The sequence below is a fragment of the Baaleninema simplex PCC 7105 genome (assembly GCF_000332355.1).
Classification (GTDB): domain Bacteria; phylum Cyanobacteriota; class Cyanobacteriia; order Cyanobacteriales; family Geitlerinemataceae; genus Baaleninema; species Baaleninema simplex.
Map to the genome: position 1 here is coordinate 3,459,922 of NZ_KB235958.1, position 17,649 is coordinate 3,477,570.

General features: G+C 53.5%; 14 protein-coding genes and 1 pseudogene. 12 read left to right on the forward strand and 3 right to left on the reverse strand.

Features of this window, described 5'->3' with window-relative positions; translation table 11 throughout:
- Positions 1–758: pseudogene (locus GEI7105_RS31105) on the reverse strand (RNA-guided endonuclease InsQ/TnpB family protein); the annotation flags it as partial.
- 479 nt (positions 759–1,237) lie between these two features.
- On the opposite strand from GEI7105_RS31105, the gene GEI7105_RS0117665 reads away from it, so the two are divergent.
- The 10 genes from GEI7105_RS0117665 to GEI7105_RS0117715 all read left to right on the forward strand — a co-directional run bounded on the left by GEI7105_RS0117665 (position 1,238) and on the right by GEI7105_RS0117715 (position 13,059).
- Positions 1,238–1,918: a nucleoside phosphorylase-I family protein gene (locus tag GEI7105_RS0117665; protein WP_017661760.1), complete on the forward strand. Its 681-nt coding sequence runs from the start codon at positions 1,238–1,240 to the stop codon at positions 1,916–1,918.
- Between the two features lie 91 nt (positions 1,919–2,009).
- On the forward strand, positions 2,010–2,882 hold the full coding sequence (locus GEI7105_RS31110) for a cell division protein FtsQ/DivIB (protein WP_017661761.1): 873 nt from the start codon (positions 2,010–2,012) through the stop codon (positions 2,880–2,882).
- Positions 2,883–3,279: 397 nt separating this feature from the next.
- On the forward strand, positions 3,280–4,557 hold the full coding sequence (gene ftsZ, locus GEI7105_RS0117675; RefSeq protein WP_026097750.1) for a cell division protein FtsZ: 1,278 nt from the start codon (positions 3,280–3,282) through the stop codon (positions 4,555–4,557).
- 317 nt (positions 4,558–4,874) lie between these two features.
- The gene (thiD, locus tag GEI7105_RS0117680) at positions 4,875–5,687 is read left to right on the forward strand and encodes a bifunctional hydroxymethylpyrimidine kinase/phosphomethylpyrimidine kinase (protein WP_017661763.1); all 813 of its coding nucleotides are present in this window, start codon (positions 4,875–4,877) and stop codon (positions 5,685–5,687) included.
- Between the two features lie 310 nt (positions 5,688–5,997).
- Positions 5,998–6,864 carry an alpha/beta fold hydrolase gene (locus GEI7105_RS0117690; RefSeq protein ID WP_017661765.1) on the forward strand — a complete coding sequence of 289 codons (867 nt, stop codon included), beginning with the start codon at positions 5,998–6,000 and terminating at the stop codon, positions 6,862–6,864.
- Positions 6,865–7,145: 281 nt separating this feature from the next.
- Positions 7,146–9,053, forward strand: a complete 1,908-nt coding sequence (locus GEI7105_RS33655; RefSeq protein WP_017661766.1) for a tetratricopeptide repeat protein — start codon at positions 7,146–7,148, stop codon at positions 9,051–9,053.
- Between the two features lie 212 nt (positions 9,054–9,265).
- Positions 9,266–9,520 carry a hypothetical protein gene (locus GEI7105_RS0117700; protein ID WP_017661767.1) on the forward strand — a complete coding sequence of 85 codons (255 nt, stop codon included), beginning with the start codon at positions 9,266–9,268 and terminating at the stop codon, positions 9,518–9,520.
- 106 nt (positions 9,521–9,626) lie between these two features.
- Complete coding sequence (locus tag GEI7105_RS0117705) at positions 9,627–11,570, forward strand: Calx-beta domain-containing protein (protein WP_017661768.1); 1,944 nt, start codon at positions 9,627–9,629, stop codon at positions 11,568–11,570.
- 134 nt (positions 11,571–11,704) lie between these two features.
- The gene (locus tag GEI7105_RS0117710; RefSeq protein WP_017661769.1) at positions 11,705–12,355 is read left to right on the forward strand and encodes a type I restriction endonuclease; all 651 of its coding nucleotides are present in this window, start codon (positions 11,705–11,707) and stop codon (positions 12,353–12,355) included.
- A 134-nt stretch (positions 12,356–12,489) separates the two neighbouring features.
- On the forward strand, positions 12,490–13,059 hold the full coding sequence (locus GEI7105_RS0117715) for a Uma2 family endonuclease (protein ID WP_017661770.1): 570 nt from the start codon (positions 12,490–12,492) through the stop codon (positions 13,057–13,059).
- Positions 13,060–13,187: 128 nt separating this feature from the next.
- Here GEI7105_RS0117715 and GEI7105_RS0117720 read toward each other — a convergent pair whose 3' ends face one another.
- Positions 13,188–14,294: a class I SAM-dependent methyltransferase gene (locus GEI7105_RS0117720; RefSeq protein WP_017661771.1), complete on the reverse strand. Its 1,107-nt coding sequence runs from the start codon at positions 14,292–14,294 to the stop codon at positions 13,188–13,190.
- Between the two features lie 159 nt (positions 14,295–14,453).
- Between GEI7105_RS0117720 and GEI7105_RS41280 the strand changes: the two genes are divergently transcribed.
- Positions 14,454–15,200 carry an RNA-guided endonuclease InsQ/TnpB family protein gene (locus tag GEI7105_RS41280; RefSeq protein WP_445958296.1) on the forward strand — a complete coding sequence of 249 codons (747 nt, stop codon included), beginning with the start codon at positions 14,454–14,456 and terminating at the stop codon, positions 15,198–15,200.
- Complete coding sequence (locus GEI7105_RS41285) at positions 15,182–15,907, forward strand: RNA-guided endonuclease InsQ/TnpB family protein (RefSeq protein ID WP_445958297.1); 726 nt, start codon at positions 15,182–15,184, stop codon at positions 15,905–15,907. The genes GEI7105_RS41280 and GEI7105_RS41285 overlap by 19 nt, the downstream gene beginning before the upstream one ends.
- Before the next feature lie 50 nt (positions 15,908–15,957).
- On the opposite strand, the gene GEI7105_RS0117730 is transcribed toward GEI7105_RS41285, so the two are convergent.
- On the reverse strand, positions 15,958–17,571 hold the full coding sequence (locus tag GEI7105_RS0117730; RefSeq protein WP_017661774.1) for a 2-isopropylmalate synthase: 1,614 nt from the start codon (positions 17,569–17,571) through the stop codon (positions 15,958–15,960).
- Positions 17,572–17,649 lie beyond the last annotated feature (78 nt).

Consider the following 17,649-nt stretch of genomic DNA (forward strand, 5'->3'; position numbering starts at 1 on the left):
TCGACGTTGCAGCAATTTCAGCTTGCGGTGCAAATTGTTGAAAAAGCGAGGTCGCTCGACCTGTTCTCCATCAGACGTTGAAAGAAAGTACTCCACTCCAGTCCAACGTCAATCCCTACCGGATGTCCGTGAGGGGCTACAGCAGGAATATCGACGTCAGCCTGAAGGCTAAGCACGACAAAGTACCCGGATGCCTTGCGGACAATCTGGGCTTGCTTAACCTGGAATAAATCAGGAATTTTCCGCGACCACCGAACCCGAACCCATCCCAACTGAGGCAACTTAATCCCTTTGTCAGACACACAGTTTTTGAGTCCTCGACTCCGCTCGGACTCAACGCTGAGCGGAGCCGAAGCGTTGAGCATCTGGGGGAAGACAAAGCTTCGCATCCGGTTGGGTTTTTTGAACCGTGGAAGACCCGAACGCTTTAACCGCCACGACTCCCAGGAGGCTTCCAGTTTTCGGATGACTTGTTGAAGCACTTGGGCATTAACAGTCTTTAATCGGGGGTATTCAGCTTTGGCCGCAGTTAGCGACTTGCACTGCCGCGCATAACTGGGAAATGGTGCATCCGCAGGCCAGATAAATTCCTGCCGAATCGAACACGCATTCACGGGCGACTTTCGGGAATTTAGCCAATCCTTACGTTCCCGCAGAGCAAAATTCCAGACATTGCGGCACACATCCAAAATGTGTTCGATGTCTGAAACCTGCTCCGCCGTTGGCTCTAGCTTGAATTCCCACGTCATGTTTAGCATGAAACTATCTTAGCTTAGAAAATAAATATTTGTTTCCTAGGCTTAAGTGAACTACTCCCTCCCGTCGCTTCACCACCCCCCAAGCCCTCGGCTATGGGCGGAGCACTGCGACGGATCTTGGTAGGGTGTGTGACGCGGACATAAAATGTCTTGTTTTGAAAACCACATAGAATTTCCCGCGTCACGCACCTTGGGAGCGTGAACAGAATCAGTAGGGTGCGTGACTTGAAACATGGAGTGTAAATCCTTAGACCCATAAATCGTCACGCACCGCCAATGTACACCGCCAACCTACAAAGGTGCGTGTTTATCAGTGAAGAGGGCAGAGGGCAGAATGTAGAGTGGGAATTCCTCTTTAACGCTTCACTCTAGACTCTTAACTCTTCCCTGAAAGAAGCGCACCGCCAAAGTGTAAATTCTCCCCTTCTCCCCCTCTCCCTCTCTCCCTCTCTCCCTCTCTCCCTCTCTCCCCTTCTCCCATGAAACTCGACGCCATTTTCGTTCCCCAAGGTGTGGAATATCAAACAGTACGCAGGGCGTTCGATCGCACCCACGCTCTAGCTTTGCCCTTAATCGTGGCGATTCCAGTGGGAATCGACCCCGTGCGACAGTTTTTAAAAACGTGGAAAACGCAGCATCCCCAGGTCTCGCGGGTGTTGATAATGGGACTGGCTGGCAGTTTGTCACCCCAGTTCGCGCCAGGAAGGGGGACACTTTGTCATGAGTGTGTCACTCCCGATGGAACTCAAGTGACAACAAAGTCGAACTGGGTCGAATCGCTGTCTCTGAACTTATCCGAGGTTCGCGCCTGTAGCGTCGAAACCCCAGTGGTTCGCGTCGAGGAAAAACGACAATTGTACCGAAACACCCAGGCACAAATCGTAGAGATGGAGGGACTGGCGGTGTTCGAGGCATTTTCCGAGGCGGCGATGGTGCGAGTAATTAGCGACGGGAGCGATCGCAACCTCCCCGATTTATCCGACGCCATCGATCCGACCGGACACTTGAAATCCCTACCGTTAACCTTCACCTTCGTCCGTCAACCTCGAGCTGCCTTTTATCTAATCCGGGGTGCGATCGAGGGGTTAAAAACCTTAAAAAAAATTGCAGAAACGATCGCGCGATCGATCGAGACAAATGGTGAGAAGATGAAGGCGTGAAAGGGTGCAATCGTTACCGACAAAGGGGTTTTACCCCTAGTGACTTCAACCAGTCACGACTGTTTTGCTCCCAATTTTGGCTTGCTGAAATATGACTGCCGATCCGTCGTTCTCTTCAATTTCGGCTCGCGATTTAAGCGATCGCCGCCAACACCTGCGCCGCCAGCGTGGGTGGAAACGACTTCGAGGAAGTTTTCGGTTTTTGGTCGTGTCGGCCTTAGCGGGTGGCGTATTTTGGGGGGTGACGCGACCCGATTGGACGATTCGCACCCCCGATCGCGTGCGGATCGAAGGCAATCAGTGGTTGTCCGACGACGTCGTGCGAGCCGCACTACCGATCGCCTATCCCGAACCCTTACTTCATCTCGATCCCCAAGAGATCGCCGACGTTCTCGAAGCCAGTACCCCGATCGCCGAAGCGATCGTGCGGCGAGAACTGCTACCGCCGCGTTTGGTGGTACGAGTGCGCGAACGGCGTCCCGTGGCTGTGGCGTATCTCGTCGAACCCCACACGGGAACCGCGCGGCCGGGCGATCGCGTGGGATTGCTCGACGCCAGCGGCTTTTGGATGCCCATCGAAAATTACGAGATTCTCAACCGTCTGACCTTACCTTCGTTGCGGGTATTGGGATCGAGCGATCGCTACCGTAACGACTGGGCGATCGCCTACCGCGCCCTCGAGACAACCCCCGTCGATATTAGCGAACTCGACTGGCGCGACCCCACCAACCTGATTCTGACCACGCGCGAACTGGGAACCGTTCACCTGGGGCCCTTCGACGATCGCTTTTCCGAACGGCTCGAGGCGCTCGATCGCTTGCGAAACTTACCCGAAACCGTCGATCTCAGCCAAATCGCCTACATCGACCTGCGCGATCCCGACGCGCCCCGATTACAACTGATGCGATCGAACCTCCCTCCCGAAGCCCTCGAATTACCCTCAGAAGAGAACTCAGGCGACTAACCGAAGCGGCGTTTGAGCCGACTTGCCACTTGTTGCTATGATGAGGTATCTTCCGGTCGAGACGGTAGTTTCCCCGTCCGTTTTGTATAGAGCGACTGTTCGCTGTTCGGTCTAAGCAAGTTCCTTGCAAACTGCCGTCAAACTCTCGATCGGGCGAAACGAGCCGTTCGGAATGTTAAACTTCAAACGGACTATCTGAGATACGGAAGATCGCACTGAAAAACGGTTGTTTTGCCGTTTCTCGTCAGGGCGAACCGGATTGGTGATGTGTCGCGATCGCGTTCGTTATTCTAGAATTCGATCGCCATCTCATCAACATCCGGAACGTTTTATTCGATCGCTGACGTTCAGTTGCCAACTCTCGACCCTTCTTGTTCACCGATTTCGCTCGATTCCAATGACCCCTAACAGTCAACTCGCGCTGTCACACTCCAATCCCCCATCAGAAGGTTCGGCAAACTTTCCCGTCGCCGCAGACAATACAAATCCTTTTGGCAACGCGGGGTTGTACGGAGATCGAACGGACAAACGTCGCACCCCCGACGAAGAATCGACCTTCGGAAACATTCTACCGAGCAGTGTGGCGAAGATTAAAGTCATCGGCGTCGGTGGCGGTGGTGGTAACGCCGTCAACCGCATGATCGCCGCAGAAATGTCCAATATTGAATTTTGGGCAGTCAATACCGACGCTCAATCTCTCGTTAGTTCGGCTGCCCCCAGACGCCTGCAAATCGGACAGAAGCTCACGCGCGGTCTGGGAGCAGGCGGCAATCCAGCCATCGGTCAAAAAGCAGCCGAAGAATGTCGCGACGAGCTAATGGCCGCCTTAGAAGGCTCGGATTTAGTCTTTATCACTGCCGGAATGGGTGGCGGAACGGGAACCGGGGCTGCGCCCATCGTCGCGGAAATGGCCAAAGAAGCCGGGGCGTTAACGGTGGGCATCGTCACGCGACCGTTTATGTTTGAGGGACGCCGACGCTCCGAACAGGCCAAACAGGGAATCGAAGCCCTACAAAGCCGCGTCGATACCCTCATCGTCATTCCCAACGACAAACTCCTAGCGGTCATTCCCGAACAGACCCCAGTTCAAGAAGCGTTCCGCTACGCCGATGAAATCCTCCGCCAAGGGGTTCAAGGGATCTCCGATATTATTACGATCCCCGGCTTGGTGAACGTGGACTTTGCCGACATTCGCGCCGTGATGGCCGATGCCGGTTCGGCCATGATGGGAATCGGTCAGGGATCGGGCAAGTCCCGCGCTCGAGAAGCTGCCTCGGCCGCCATTTCCTCGCCGTTGCTGGAAGCCTCGATCGAAGGCGCGAAAGGGGTGGTGTTCAATATCACTGGCGGAACGGACATGACCTTACACGAAGTCACCGCCGCCGCCGAGACGATTTACGAGGTGGTCGATCCCAACGCCAACATTATTTTTGGAGCGGTTCTCGACGATCGCATGCAGGGAGAGGTGAAAATGACGGTGATCGCCACCGGATTTGCGCCGGACGCCCACGAAACCGTCCCGACGCGCACCGTACAAGCTCCGCAGCGACGGGAGTTCGTGCAACCGCAAACCCCTGCTCCCGCCCCGGAACCTCAGACCCCACAACCCCGTTTTGGCATTCCCGGCGGCTTGGATATTCCCGAATTCTTACAGCGCCGTCGGAATCGGGAATAGGCCGCTTGTAGGTTGGCTTTCTCGGTGAAGTAGGATCGGTTCGTGGAGGGAGAGAAGGGGAGAGGGGGAGAGGGGGAGAAGGGGAGAGGGGGAGAGGGGGAGAAACTGTTGCCTGTCAACTGTCCTCACTGTTCGCTGCTCGCTGCTGACTGTTCACTGTAAAAGGGGAGAGGGGGAGAAACTGTTGCCTGTCAACTGTCCTTACTGTTCGCTGCTCGCTGCTGACTGTTCACTGTAAAAGGGGAGAGGGGGAGAAACTGTTGCCTGTCAACTGTCCTCACTGTTCGCTGCTCGCTGCTGACTGTTCACTGTAAAACATGGAATGCGATCGCGTTCCCGTTGCCCTCACGATCGCCGGATCGGATAGTGGAGGCGGTGCGGGAATTCAAGCTGATTTACGAACCTTTGCGTTTCACTGCGTTCACGGGACGAGCGCTCTGACCTGCGTGACCGCTCAGAATACTCTGGGCGTGAACCGAGTCGATGCATTACCCGCCGAAAGCGTATTAGCGCAAATTGACGCGATTGTCAAGGATATTGGCGTCGATGCGGCAAAGACGGGAATGTTATTAAACGCTGACATTATGTCGGCAGTTGCCGAGGCGATCGCTCGATCGGGCATAAATCGCCTCGTAGTCGATCCGGTGATGGTGTCGCGAACCGGGGCGCAACTGATCGACGATCGCGCGATCGCGACCCTGATCGATCTCGTGGTTCCCCAAGCCTCGATCCTCACCCCCAACCGCTACGAAGCTCAGATTCTCGCCCAACAGGAGGTTAACAACCTCGACGACATGAAAACCGCCGCCGAACGCATTCACCGACTCGACTGTGCGGCAGTTCTCGTCAAAGGTGGGGGAATGGCCGGGGAATTGCGGGGAGTAGACGTGTGGTTTGACGGCGAACAGCTAGAAATCGTAAAAACCGAAACCGTCGATACGCCTCACACCCACGGTACTGGCTGCACCCTCTCCGCCGCGATCGCCGCCAATCTCGCCCTCGGAAAACCGCCGTTGACCGCCGTGCGCGACGCCAAAACTTATCTAACCCACGCCTTGCATCACGCCTTAGCGATCGGTGGCGGCCAGGGGCCGGTCGGTCATTTTTTCCCGTTGCGAGAACGGGATTAAAGAACAAAGAAGAACACTTCAGAGAAAAACCCCTTCTCTGATGATGGGGCGTTGGCTCGCAAACATCCGCCATGCACCTACGAGAGGGAACTCCAAGCTAAGCTACAATAGTAATAAACGAGCAAAATGCAAAGGTTGAACGAAAGCCCGTGTTTGGTAACGTTTGATATCTCTATCATTTGATATCTCTATCATTTGATATCTCTGTAAAGCTCGAAATAAAACTTGAAGTAAAGCTCGAAATCGACCTCGTGAAGTGCTTCAAAGACGGTGGCGTTAACTGAACTGAAAAAGATGTCAAAATAGAAATATGGCACGCATCGACATCCTCGGGATCGACCACACCTACGACTTGAGCGATCCCGTTCCCAACAGTTCAGTATTAGTTTTCGTTCATGGTTGGCTGCTCAGCCGTCAGTACTGGCAACCGCTCGTCCAGCGGTTATCAAAAACCTATCAGTGTTTGTGTTACGACCTGCGCGGGTTTGGAGAATCTCAACCCAACGGCGATCGCCTGCTACAAGTCCGCGATCGCTATACCCCCGCCGCCTACGCCAAAGACTTAGAAATCTTGCTCGATCGCCTAAATTTATCTAACGTTTGGCTGGTGGGACATTCCCTCGGTGGAACCGTTGCCCTGTGGATGGCGTACCAATTCCCCCAGCGAGTGCGGGGAGTCGTCTGTCTCAACTCCGGCGGCGGCATTTACTTAAAAGAAGAGTTCGAGCGATTTCGCACCGCTGGCGTACAAATCGTGCGCTGGCGTCCCGTTTGGTTGGCGCAGTTTCCCTTCATCGACTGGCTGTTTGCGCGAGCTGCGGTCGCCCAACCCCTCGATCGCACCTGGGGACGACAGCGAGTCCTCGATTTCGTATGCGCCCATCCCGAAGCCGCACGAGGAGCGTTATTGGACTCGACGACAGAAGACGAAGTTCACCGTTTGCCGCAAATTGTCTCGCAACTGCAACAGCCCGTGTATTTCATCGCCGGAGCGAAAGACAGAATTATGGAACCGAAATACGTGCGCCATCTAGCAAGTTTCCATCATTTATTCGACTGTTGCGGCGACAACACCATCGAAGTCGAAAACTGCGGCCATCTCTCGATGGTGGAACAACCCGATTTAATCGCATCTCGTTTGAGCGCGATCGTGCGCCAGTATGAGATGAGGGAATGAGGAGGCTTTTTACAGTCGCCAGTCACCAGTCACCAGTCACCAGTCACCAGTCACCAGTCACCAGTCACCAGTCGGTAGGGTGCGTCAGACTTGAAAACTGAAGAAGCCAACGGGAAATCACCCTCATCTGACGCACCGCCGAGGTGTAAATTCTCTAAAGGTGTCCCCTTCTCCCCCTCTCCCCCTCTCCCCCTCTCCCCCTCTCCCCCTCTCCATATTTCCGGACGAGCTAGACGGTATCTGTAAAAAGGGAATAGCACCCTGAAAGACTGGTTACGCCTATGGGTACGCCCACCGCATTTCTCGCTCTCGCTGCACTAGCATCGCCGGAAGCCTCGCTCGACGCGTTGATGATGCCGGATGTCGCGACGCCACAACCGATCGCCTCCCAACCCGATGCAGAGGTTGCGATGGTTGCCGCTTCTCCGTCGGTCAGTGCGCCCGAAACGCTGTCTGGCTCGTTGTCGGGGTCGTCTTTGGCGACGGTTTCGGCTCGTCCGTTCGATCGCTACATTACGGTCTATCAGGCGCTGTTGATGAGTTTGGCCCTGTCTCCCATCGGCGCGATCGCTGTTTTTGGGGTATTGCGCCGTCGCGTGGTGCAGCGTCTGGTGACGGAAGTACGCCACAAACTCAAACAGTTGGGGGATTTGGAAGGAAAACTCGCCACCTCGAGCCAACGAGCCGAACGATTGCTCGACGCGTTAGAACGACAGGTGGAAGACGCCAGTGAAGACGCTCGGGGTCAGGTGGAATCGCTACGGCGAGATTTAGAGGTACAAATCGACGAAATTTACCAGGTGGAGCGGGTTCGCGAGGAATGCTTGCATCAGTTGCAGGCGGCGGTGTTGGAAACGCATCAGATCAAAGACCGCACGATCGCCGAAATTGCTAAGATTACACCGCAGGCGATTTTAGAATCGATTAAGCCGGAACTGCGTCAAAAGGTACGAGCGGTAACGCAGCGGTTGGAGGCACTTCAGAAAAACTCGCCACAACAAAAGACCTCGACACAACAAAAGACCTCGGCCGAGATCTCACCGAACAGCATCGATCGCGCGTTGCGCCAAGCCGAAAAAACCAAACGTCAGAATCCCGAAACGGCGATCGCGCTATACGAGCGGTTGTTGGAGGTCAAACCCGATACAGTCGAGGCTTGGCTGGGGTACGCCGAGGCGTTGGGAAAAGTTCAGCGACATTCCGATGCGATCGTGGCTGTCGAACGGGCGATCGCGTTGAATTCCAGCAACGCCGATGCGTGGTATCGTCGCGGCAACTTACTCTATCGCCTGCGCCAGTATGCTGACGCCGTTACGAGTTTCGACAATGCTATCGAACGCCAGAGCGATCGCGCTGATTCCTGGTTCGGACGGGGGAATGCGTTAGGGCGGTTACAGCGACATCCCGAGGCGATCGCCAGTTACGATCGCGCGTTGCAACTGGCACCGAAAAAATACGAAGCTTGGTACAACCGCGCTAATGCGTTGGGGAAAATCCAACGTTACGATGACGCCCTGAAGAGTTATCAAAAAGCGTTACAGCTCCAACCGAAAAGCCAAGAAATTTGGCATAATTTCGGTGCGATTCTCAGCAAAATTCAGCGATACGACGAAGCGATCGCCGCATATCAAAGAGCTGCAGAACTCGACCCGTCGAAATTTGAATCTTGGTACAATCTCGGCAACGTCCTTAGTAAAGTCGAACGCTACGAAGACGCACTTCACGCTTACGAACAGGCTACAAAAATCAATTCAAATCGCTATGAAGTATGGTATAATCGCGGTGCGATACTCGTGAAATTACAGTGGTATAAAGCTGCCGTTACATCTTACGAACGAGTTACGCAGCTCCAACCTTCAAATGCTGAAGCTTGGTACAATCGAGGCGTTTTACTCGAGAAGTTACAGCATTACGACAGTGCGTTAGAATCTTACGACACTGCGATCGAAATTCAGCCGAATTATTACGAAGCTTGGTACGGAAGCGGTAGTGTTTTAGAAAAACTACGGCGTTACGAAGAAGCACTGACGGCATACGAACGTGCGATTAAACTCAAACCCGAGCAGTATGAAGCGTGGTACAGTCGAGGACAGCTTTTATCGATTTTAAACCAACATCAAGAAGCGATGGCAAGTCTTGGAAAAGCCTTCCAAATTCAACATAGCCTTCTCCATCCGAGTGCCATGTAACGACAATTTAAACTTTATAGAAAACCACTGAATTCTCACAATCCTTGTAGGGTGGGCATTGCTCACCCTACGATTCTTAGGATTGGCGTTAGATTAGCATATTATTTGTCAAAAAACCATCTTTTAAATATTTTATTTTATTACAACAATCGAAACTCGTAATAATTTATAAATTAAGTAAAATTACGCAATTAGATCGATTCAAAATACCCTTGACTTCACCTCTTCTCCGTTACGTTCTCAACCAACAGCACCTTGAAATCGTCTATCTCAAAAAATATTTCAAACTTTCCGGAACCCCGACCCGAGCCTCGAAAAGCAATGACAGGAAAGTGTGTCCGTATCGTGTCGAGATTGTTGGGAACATTCACGAGGTTTTAGAAGTCAAAAATATTGAAGCTGCCGATCGAACCAAACGCCCTCTTTCTAAGTTTCAACGAGCCTTTTACTTTTCCTATATTTCTTGAGAACTATTGCATTTCCAAATGCGATCGAACCCAGGAGTTCAAAAATATAGGAAAAATTTCCACGGGTGTTTCTACCAGAAACCATGCCTAAACCTGTGGAGGAATCATGGCGAACATTACAGGAACCCTAGTTCCGGATCTAATTATTCCGGGCGGCAACATTCAAGGAGAACTCTTACCCGACTTATCGGGCGACGACATTATCGACTCTCGCGACGGTGACGACGCCGTTGCAGCTGACGCGGGGAACGACAGCGTCGTCGGCGGTCTCGGAGACGACCAACTCTTCGGGAACGCAGGAAACGACACCATGCGCGGCGACGCTGGACTCGACTCGCTGTACGGCGGACGAGACGACGACTTACTCTACGGAGACGACGGCAACGACCTCGTCTTCGCCGACCTCGGCAACGATACCGGCTACGGCGGTGCTGGGGACGATCTCATGACCGGAAACAAAGGCGAAGATGCCTTGTACGGCGGCGACGGTAACGACAGCATTTTCGGCGGACAAGACAACGACAGCATCTTTGGAGACGCTGGCGACGACTTGCTCCTCGGCGACCTCGGTGCCGACACCCTCGAAGGGGGTGCGGGGAACGATATCTTCGTGATGTCGCGACGAGACGCAACCCTGACGACGGGCGGCGCAACCGTTGACGATGCCGACCTCATTAAAGACTTTGTCAAAGGCGAAGACAAGTTTATGTTGGACGGTCTGCAATTTACAGACCTCAACATTCAAGTGGACGCAGACGGCAACTCGACGATTCAAGACAGCCAGACGAGCCAGTTCCTCGCCAAAGTCGAAGGCGTCTCCGACCTCGACGTGACGGACTTCACGGGAGTCACCACTGACCCCGGACCACAAGGCGCGTTCCAATTCAGCCAAGCTGCCTATACGGGGGTCGAAGGTACCGATGCCGCAAACCCTGGCAAGACGCTGATTACCGTTACCCGCACCGACGGTTCTCAAGATCCCGTTTCCGTGGGGTACAAAGTCACGCCTGGCGTCACCAACCCAGCTCTGGCGGGGGGAATCGACTTCTTCGAGACGACCGACGGGTTGTTGACCTTCGCCGCTGGCGAAACGCAAAAAACCTTTGAAGTCCTACTTCCGGCCGATCCCGGTACGACCAACGTTGCTGACGATGGAAAAACCGTATCGCTGACGCTATTTAACCCCACGAACGGGGCAGTTCTGGGCAGCCAATCGGCGGCGGTTCTCACCATCGGCGATTCGGCCGGTAGTGGTGTAGCAGTCGTTGGTGCTGAGTACGAATTCGTTCTCGATTCCGTGGCTGGCGCTTCGACCAACGTTTACGGGGTTGCCGAATCTGACGGCGGAACCGCACTGGGAACCTTCACCACGCCGATTACCATCAAGCGCAGTATCACGGTGGGTGAAGACACCATCAACTTCAATGCCTTCGACGCCACCGCCACGAGTCCAGACGACTTCACTCGCGTTACCGGACAAACAGTGACGTTTGCTGACGGCCAACAGTTCGCCACGGTGGACGTTGTCATCAACAACGACGGCACGGCCGTTGCCGAACCCGATATTGAGAATGCCAGCTTGACGCTGCAAAACGGCTCGGGTCAGGTTCTCGATTCTGCCAACTTGCTCATCAACAACCAAGCTGGTGCTGCAACGGGGGCAGGATTCTCGTTCGGTACGAGTACGTACAGCCTGGGAAGCGGCGGTGTAGCTGCGATTGGTGGAGGAACGGGTAACGGTCCGAACGGCGAATTCCTCGAGCTGACAGTCTTCCGCTCTAACGTCTCGACGGCTGAGACCGTAGACTATAGCGTGATTGCGTCCACGACGGGTTCTGCTGCAACAGCCGATCCTGACGGTGCTGCTCCGGTCGGTAGCACGTCTGATTTCGTTCCGGTCAGCGGTCAGTTAAGCTTCGGTATTGGGGAACTGACGAAAACCATTCAAGTTCCAGCCTTCTTTGATGGTGGTTCCAACGAATTTATTACGGCCGAGCTGACTGGTAATGGATTGGGTCTGTTCCCAACTGCTAGCGTGGACATTCTCTAACTGCGATCGCTCTGCGTAATGTTTGAGACTGGAGCGTTCCAGCGAACTTGCTAAAAAGCACCCCACAACGGGGTGTTTTTTGTTATTACCTTCAAGCTATCTTAAAATCAGACCCTCCACTCTCTCCAACCCCCGTGACTCGAAGTCTGGCGATCGCCAACACCATCACCTCTGTTCGAGATGTCGAAACTCGCTTTAGCTTGCACGAGAACGACAACCTCGGCTTTTTCCCAGAGTGGCACGAAAATTTACCGGAATTGACCCAAAGCGATCGCCAAACCCTCGATCGCATCCGAACCAGCTATCTCTACAACAGCGCAGCAGGAAATTTAACCGAAGCGACGGTTAACCTGCTACTGGTTTCGCCGTTGCTGTATCTCGCGGGATTTTGCGATCCGCCGTTTCGCCTGCAAGCGGAGGCGGCGGTGGACATCTCCGTCACGGAACGCGACGAAGTGTATCGGGGTCGGATCGATATTCTCGTGTTGCAAAATCGGTTTTGGTTGGCAATCGTGGAGTCCAAACAAACGCGGTTTTCAGTTTCGACGGCGATTCCGCAAGCTTTAGCGTATATGGCTGGAAATCCAGACGGCGATCGCTCGGTGTTCGGACTGGTGACAAACGGCGACCACTTCGTTTTTCTCAAAGCAGTTCGACAACCGACACCGGAATACAGTCTTTCAACGGATTTTTCGATTTACGCGAAGCCGGAAAACCAACTGTACGATGTTTTACAAGTTCTCAAGCGTATTGCTGGGGTGGTTGCAGCAGAGGGCGATCGCTAACACGGTAGTGCTGCACTCTAATGATGCTGTTCAGCCAAAATCCTTGCCACGGAAGGATTTAAGAATCCAAATCGCACTTACTCCTCATTACTACCCACGGTAGAATTAATGCAGACGTCCGAGGAGAACTCGCCATGACAGTCGTAGTAGACACCCGACAATTGAGTTTTGAAGAATATTGCCAACTCGACGATTCGGATCGACGCTACGAATTAGTCAACGGGGAGTTGCGTTTGATGAATCCGCCTACGATGCGGCATTTTTTTATAGCGAAGTTTTTAGAACGAGCGTTCGACGCTGAAATTCAACGCCTACAGCAACCCTGGACGTGCTTACAGGGTGCGGGAGTTCGGACGGGACTGGCGAAATCGCGCCTGCCAGACTTGATGGTGGTGTCTATAGACGCCGCAATGGAACTCTTGGATCGCTCGGCCGTGTTTCAAACTGCACCGTTCCTGGCCGTCGAGATCGTCAGTCCCAGTTCGTCTGTGGACGACTACCGCTACAAACGTTCCGAGTACGGCGCGATCGAAATTCCCGAATATTGGATCGTAGACGGACGCGATCGCAAGGTGAGGGTGCTGCACTTGGACGAAGGGTTTTACGAAGAAACAATATACACCGACGACGAGGCGATCGCATCAAAACTGTTTCCCGAGTTGAACGTGACGGCAACTCAAATATTCGCGATCGGCGGAAAATAGTTGAGACAATCTTGTGGCGAGTCAACGTGAGGTGCGATCGCCTGCGCGAATTTGTTAAAGCCTTTAAAACCCCGATATCGCAAAGATACCAGGGTTTTCACGTACAGCATTTTTGAGTCAATTCTCAACTAAACTCGTCGAAATTGCAGCCAGCGCAACTCAACCGGCGGATTTGTCAACGTAGGGAACAACTCCCGTCCGGTTGCCCAGTTGAGGAAGTTATCCGACGGCGGCCAGGCTTCGCTGGGGAGATGTTGGGATTCGTAACTCACCACCGATTCGTTGCCAATTAACTGAAGCGGTAACGAAGCGATCGCCTCCTTCAACTCCTGTCGCGTCAACAGGTAACAGCCTAACGCCTCAGACAACTCGCGCACTTTAGCGTCGGGCTGGTAGTCTCCTTTGGCAAGGAACGCCGCCACCAACAACACCCCACCCGGTTGTAACACGGAGGAGGTTTGACGGAAAAACTGCTCGACGCGATCGCTCCCCCGTAAATGGGGTAACACTTCCGAGGCGATCGCCAACCGATACGTCATCGATAACGCGGCGCGATCGAGAACGTCGTTCGCCAACACCTTCACCGCCAATCCCCGTGAGTGCGCTAACTCCGTCAGTTGTTTTCCGACTAGCGGGTTCGAGGCGATCGCTTCGACGGGATGACCGCGTTTGGCCAGCGGTAAGCTGTTACGACCGATTCCCGCGCCGATATCCAACACCGGAACCTGTAACGCGTCTCCTAATTCTGCGGCGATCGCCATTGCCATTGCGTCGGGATAGCGACCGAATCGCGAAGATTTTGCTTCGGAAAACGACGGTTGCGCTTCCGTGGGGTCTGTATTGACGACGATGCTAAAGGCAATGCCTCCGGTTAACCCCAACGCCGGACGCGCCAGTTGGTAGGTCAGGGTCAAATACGCATGGGGCGAGCGATCGAACCCTTCGGCGAGTTTCTTTGACAGTTGCCGTTCTAAGGCTTGCATTTCCGTTTGAGTTGGTTTTTGTCCTAAAACCTTTAATAAACCCCGAACCAGTTTGACATATTGTTCGAGCATCGTCGGCATACAGGGAAGCTGAAACTCTCCTCGAACGGCGATCGTCGATTGCAGTTTTTCTTTAATGGCTAGATTTGGCGTGTTTGGAGTTTCAGGCATTGGTTGAGGTGTCGCATCGAGAAATAACGAATTTTGAATCGCGTTCATCTGCTTGTCTTCTGTGGCTTTTTCGTCTACCACACCATACAGAGGACAACGGTTTTCAACCGGGACGAACGACGCCTATCCAGATTCTTCGCAGTACTCCAGCCATAGCTGAAAGCTTGGCTGGTGGTGTAGCGAAGCGCGACCGAGGGGAGTAACCTACAAAAGATTTGCTACAGTTTAGATATGCTAAACATGACGTGGGAATTTAAGCTAGAGCCAACTGCGAAGCAGGTTTCAGAGATCGAACACATTCTTGATGTGTGCCGCAATGTCTGGAATTTTGCTCTGCGGGAACGTAAAGACTGGCTAAAATCCCGCAAGTCGCCCGTGAATGCGTGCTCGATTCGGCAGGAATTTATCTTGCCAGCAGATGCACCCTTCCCGAACTACCACATTCAGGCTAAGCGTTTGACCGCTGCCAAGACTGAATTTCCTCAGCTCAAGACGGTCAACGCTCAGGTTCTTCAGCAAGTCCTTAGAAAACTTGAGGCTTCTTGGGAGTCATGGCGGTTAAAACGTTCGGGTCTTCCACGGTTCAAAAAGCCGAATCGAATGCGGTCGTTGGTCTTCCCTCAGATGCTCAAAAACTGCGTGTCTGATGAGGGTATAAAGCTGTCGCAACTGGGCTGGGTTCGGGTTCGGTGGTCGCGGAAAATTCCTGATTTATTTCAGGTTAAGCAAGCTCGAATTGTGCGTAAGGCATCCGGGTACTTTGTCATGCTTAGCCTTCAGGCTGACGTCGATATTCCTGCTGTAGCCCCTCACGGACATCCGGTAGGGATTGATGTGGGTCTGGAGTACTTTCTTTCAACTTCTGATGGAGAACAGGTTAAGCGACCTCGCTTTTTCAACAATTTGCACCGCAAGCTGAAATTGACGAGCGACCCCGCGCCGTCGCACGGCGCTAGGGAACGCGCGAGTTGCTGCAACGTCGATTGAAGAAAAAGCAGAAGGGGTCAGCTAACTGGCTGAAACTCCAGAAGAAAATTGCCAGAGTCCATCAACGTATTGCCGATACGCGAAAAGACTGGCATTTCAAGCTGGCTCATCACCTCTGCGACGGTGCAGGGATGATTTTTGTCGAAGATCTCGACTTCCGCATTATGGCGAAAGGAATGCTAGGCAAGCATACCCTAGATGCCGGATTGGGTCAGTTTACCAACCAGATTCTTCCCTGGGTGTGCTGGAAGCGTGATGTGTATTACGGCAAGGTGGATGCTCGTGGCACTTCTCAGGAATGTCCCGATTGTGGGGCAGAGGTTCGTAAAGACCTCTCAACTCGAATCCATCACTGCCACAACTGCGGGTCAACAAAGCCCCGTGATGTGGCGAGTGGACAAGTCATCTGTAGCCGTGGGCAACGGCAAATCGAAAATGCCTGTGGAGTCGAGGCGACGGGGGATCGGGTCACTGATTCTAGTTGGCTGGCTGTGAAGCAGGAAATCTTTGGGGCGACCCAAGGAATCTCCCTGCATACCCGGAACGGGTTGCTGGGAGAGGATGTCAACTCAAAAGAGCGATCGCCAAAAACCCTACCCAATTCTGATATTTGCGAGATGCACCAGATCCCCAGAATTTACAAAATTCCGGGGATCTCACCGCACCACGCGATCGAATGCAGTCTTGACAAAAATCGATTTATATGATATAAACCCGGCATCTCGAAGATACCGGGTTGGTGAAGCGATGGTCGATCCTAGACCCGACTCGTTACCGACGGTTCCGCTTGTGCTGAAAACGACGGACTTTGCATCGCACCATAAAGGCGATTCAGTGCGTTGACGTAAGCGTGCGCCGAAGCGACGATCACGTCCGTGTTGGCCGCATGGCCGGAGAATACGCGACCTTCGTGGCGCAACCGTACCGTCACTTCGCCGAGAGCGTCGATTCCCGCCGTCACGGACTGCACCGTATACTCAATGAGTTCGCTGGGTAAGTCGATAATTTGATGGATGGCTTTGTACACCGCATCGACCGGCCCCGTTCCCAAGGCAACTTCAGTACGTTCTTCACCGTCGGGGGTGCGAAGCGTCACCGTCGCCGTCGGACGGAGGCGATCGCCGCAGGACACCTGTGCCAACTCCAACTTATAAAGTTCCGGCGGTTGTTGGATTTGGTCGTTGACGATGGACTCTAAATCCCAATCGGTAATTTCTTTCTTGCGATCGGCAAACTTTTTAAAGTTGAGAAAAGCTTTGTTCAACTCGTTTTCCGACAGCTCGAAACCCAACTCTTTCAAGCGAGTTTTGAAGGCGTTGCGACCGGAATGTTTGCCCAAAACGATTTGGTTTTCGTTCACCCCGATGGACTGGGCGTCCATAATCTCGTAGGTGAGTTTATTTTTGAGAACGCCGTCTTGATGAATTCCCGACTCGTGTGCGAAAGCATTCGCTCCGACGATCGCTTTATTCGGTTGAACGAACATCCCCGTGAGGTTCGACACTAACCGAGAGGTTTTATAAATTTCGCGGGTGTTGATGTTCGTAAGCGGTTCTTCCGACTCCGCCGGACGCCCCAAGAAGGGGTTGAAGTACTGTCGCCGCACGTGCAACGCCATCACCAACTCTTCTAAGGCAGCGTTCCCCGCCCGTTCGCCGATACCGTTGATGGTACATTCGAGCTGGCGAGCGCCGTTTTTCACCGCTTCGAGGAAGTTGGCTACAGCTAATCCCAGGTCGTTGTGACCGTGAACGGAGATAATTGCCTTGTCGATATTGCGAACGTTTTCTTCGATCCCGCCAATCAACGCCCCGAATTCAGTGGGGGTGGTGTAGCCGACAGTATCGGGGATGTTAACGGTGGTCGCCCCGGCGTCGATAACCGCTTCGAGGACGCGATACAGGAATTCGGGATCGCTGCGTCCGGCGTCTTCGGGGGAAAACTCCACGTCGTCAGTAAAAGTTTTAGCATAAGCGACCATTTCCGGGGCGATCGCCAATACCTCGTCTCTACTTTTGCGGAGTTTGTATTCCAGATGAATGTCCGACGTGGCGATAAAGGTGTGAATGCGCTTGTGGGCGGCGGGTTCTAGGGCTTCTCCGGCGGCTTTGATGTCGGCACCGGTAGCGCGGGCTAAGCCGCAAATGGTGGGGCCGTCGGGAGTTCCGACTTGTTCGGCGATGGTTTGTACCGCCTCGAAGTCGCCGGGACTGGCGAAGGGAAATCCAGCTTCGATGACATCGACACCGAGACGCGCCAGTTGTCGGGCGATGGTGAGTTTTTCGTCTTTATTGAGGGTCGCGCCGGGGGATTGTTCGCCGTCGCGCAAGGTGGTATCGAAAATGATAATGCGATCGAGTGGGTCTCTCATGGGTGTGCCTCCTGTACGGGAAATCAGCGGTCAAACTTTGGAAGGCTAACGTTCGAGGTCGGAGAAAACGGAACGCGG

Excerpts from the sequence above, each read along its gene's own strand:
- GEI7105_RS0117665 (WP_017661760.1), top strand. The coding sequence starts at position 1,238 with ATGAAACTCGACGCCATTTTCGTTCCCCAAGGTGTGGAATATCAAACA.
- GEI7105_RS31110 (WP_017661761.1), top strand. The coding sequence starts at position 2,010 with ATGACTGCCGATCCGTCGTTCTCTTCAATTTCGGCTCGCGATTTAAGC.
- ftsZ (WP_026097750.1), top strand. The coding sequence starts at position 3,280 with ATGACCCCTAACAGTCAACTCGCGCTGTCACACTCCAATCCCCCATCA.
- thiD (WP_017661763.1), top strand. The coding sequence starts at position 4,875 with ATGGAATGCGATCGCGTTCCCGTTGCCCTCACGATCGCCGGATCGGAT.
- GEI7105_RS0117690 (WP_017661765.1), top strand. The coding sequence starts at position 5,998 with ATGGCACGCATCGACATCCTCGGGATCGACCACACCTACGACTTGAGC.
- GEI7105_RS33655 (WP_017661766.1), top strand. The coding sequence starts at position 7,146 with ATGGGTACGCCCACCGCATTTCTCGCTCTCGCTGCACTAGCATCGCCG.
- GEI7105_RS0117705 (WP_017661768.1), top strand. The coding sequence starts at position 9,627 with ATGGCGAACATTACAGGAACCCTAGTTCCGGATCTAATTATTCCGGGC.
- GEI7105_RS0117715 (WP_017661770.1), top strand. The coding sequence starts at position 12,490 with ATGACAGTCGTAGTAGACACCCGACAATTGAGTTTTGAAGAATATTGC.
- GEI7105_RS41280 (WP_445958296.1), top strand. The coding sequence starts at position 14,454 with ATGACGTGGGAATTTAAGCTAGAGCCAACTGCGAAGCAGGTTTCAGAG.
- GEI7105_RS0117730 (WP_017661774.1), bottom strand. The coding sequence starts at position 17,571 with ATGAGAGACCCACTCGATCGCATTATCATTTTCGATACCACCTTGCGC.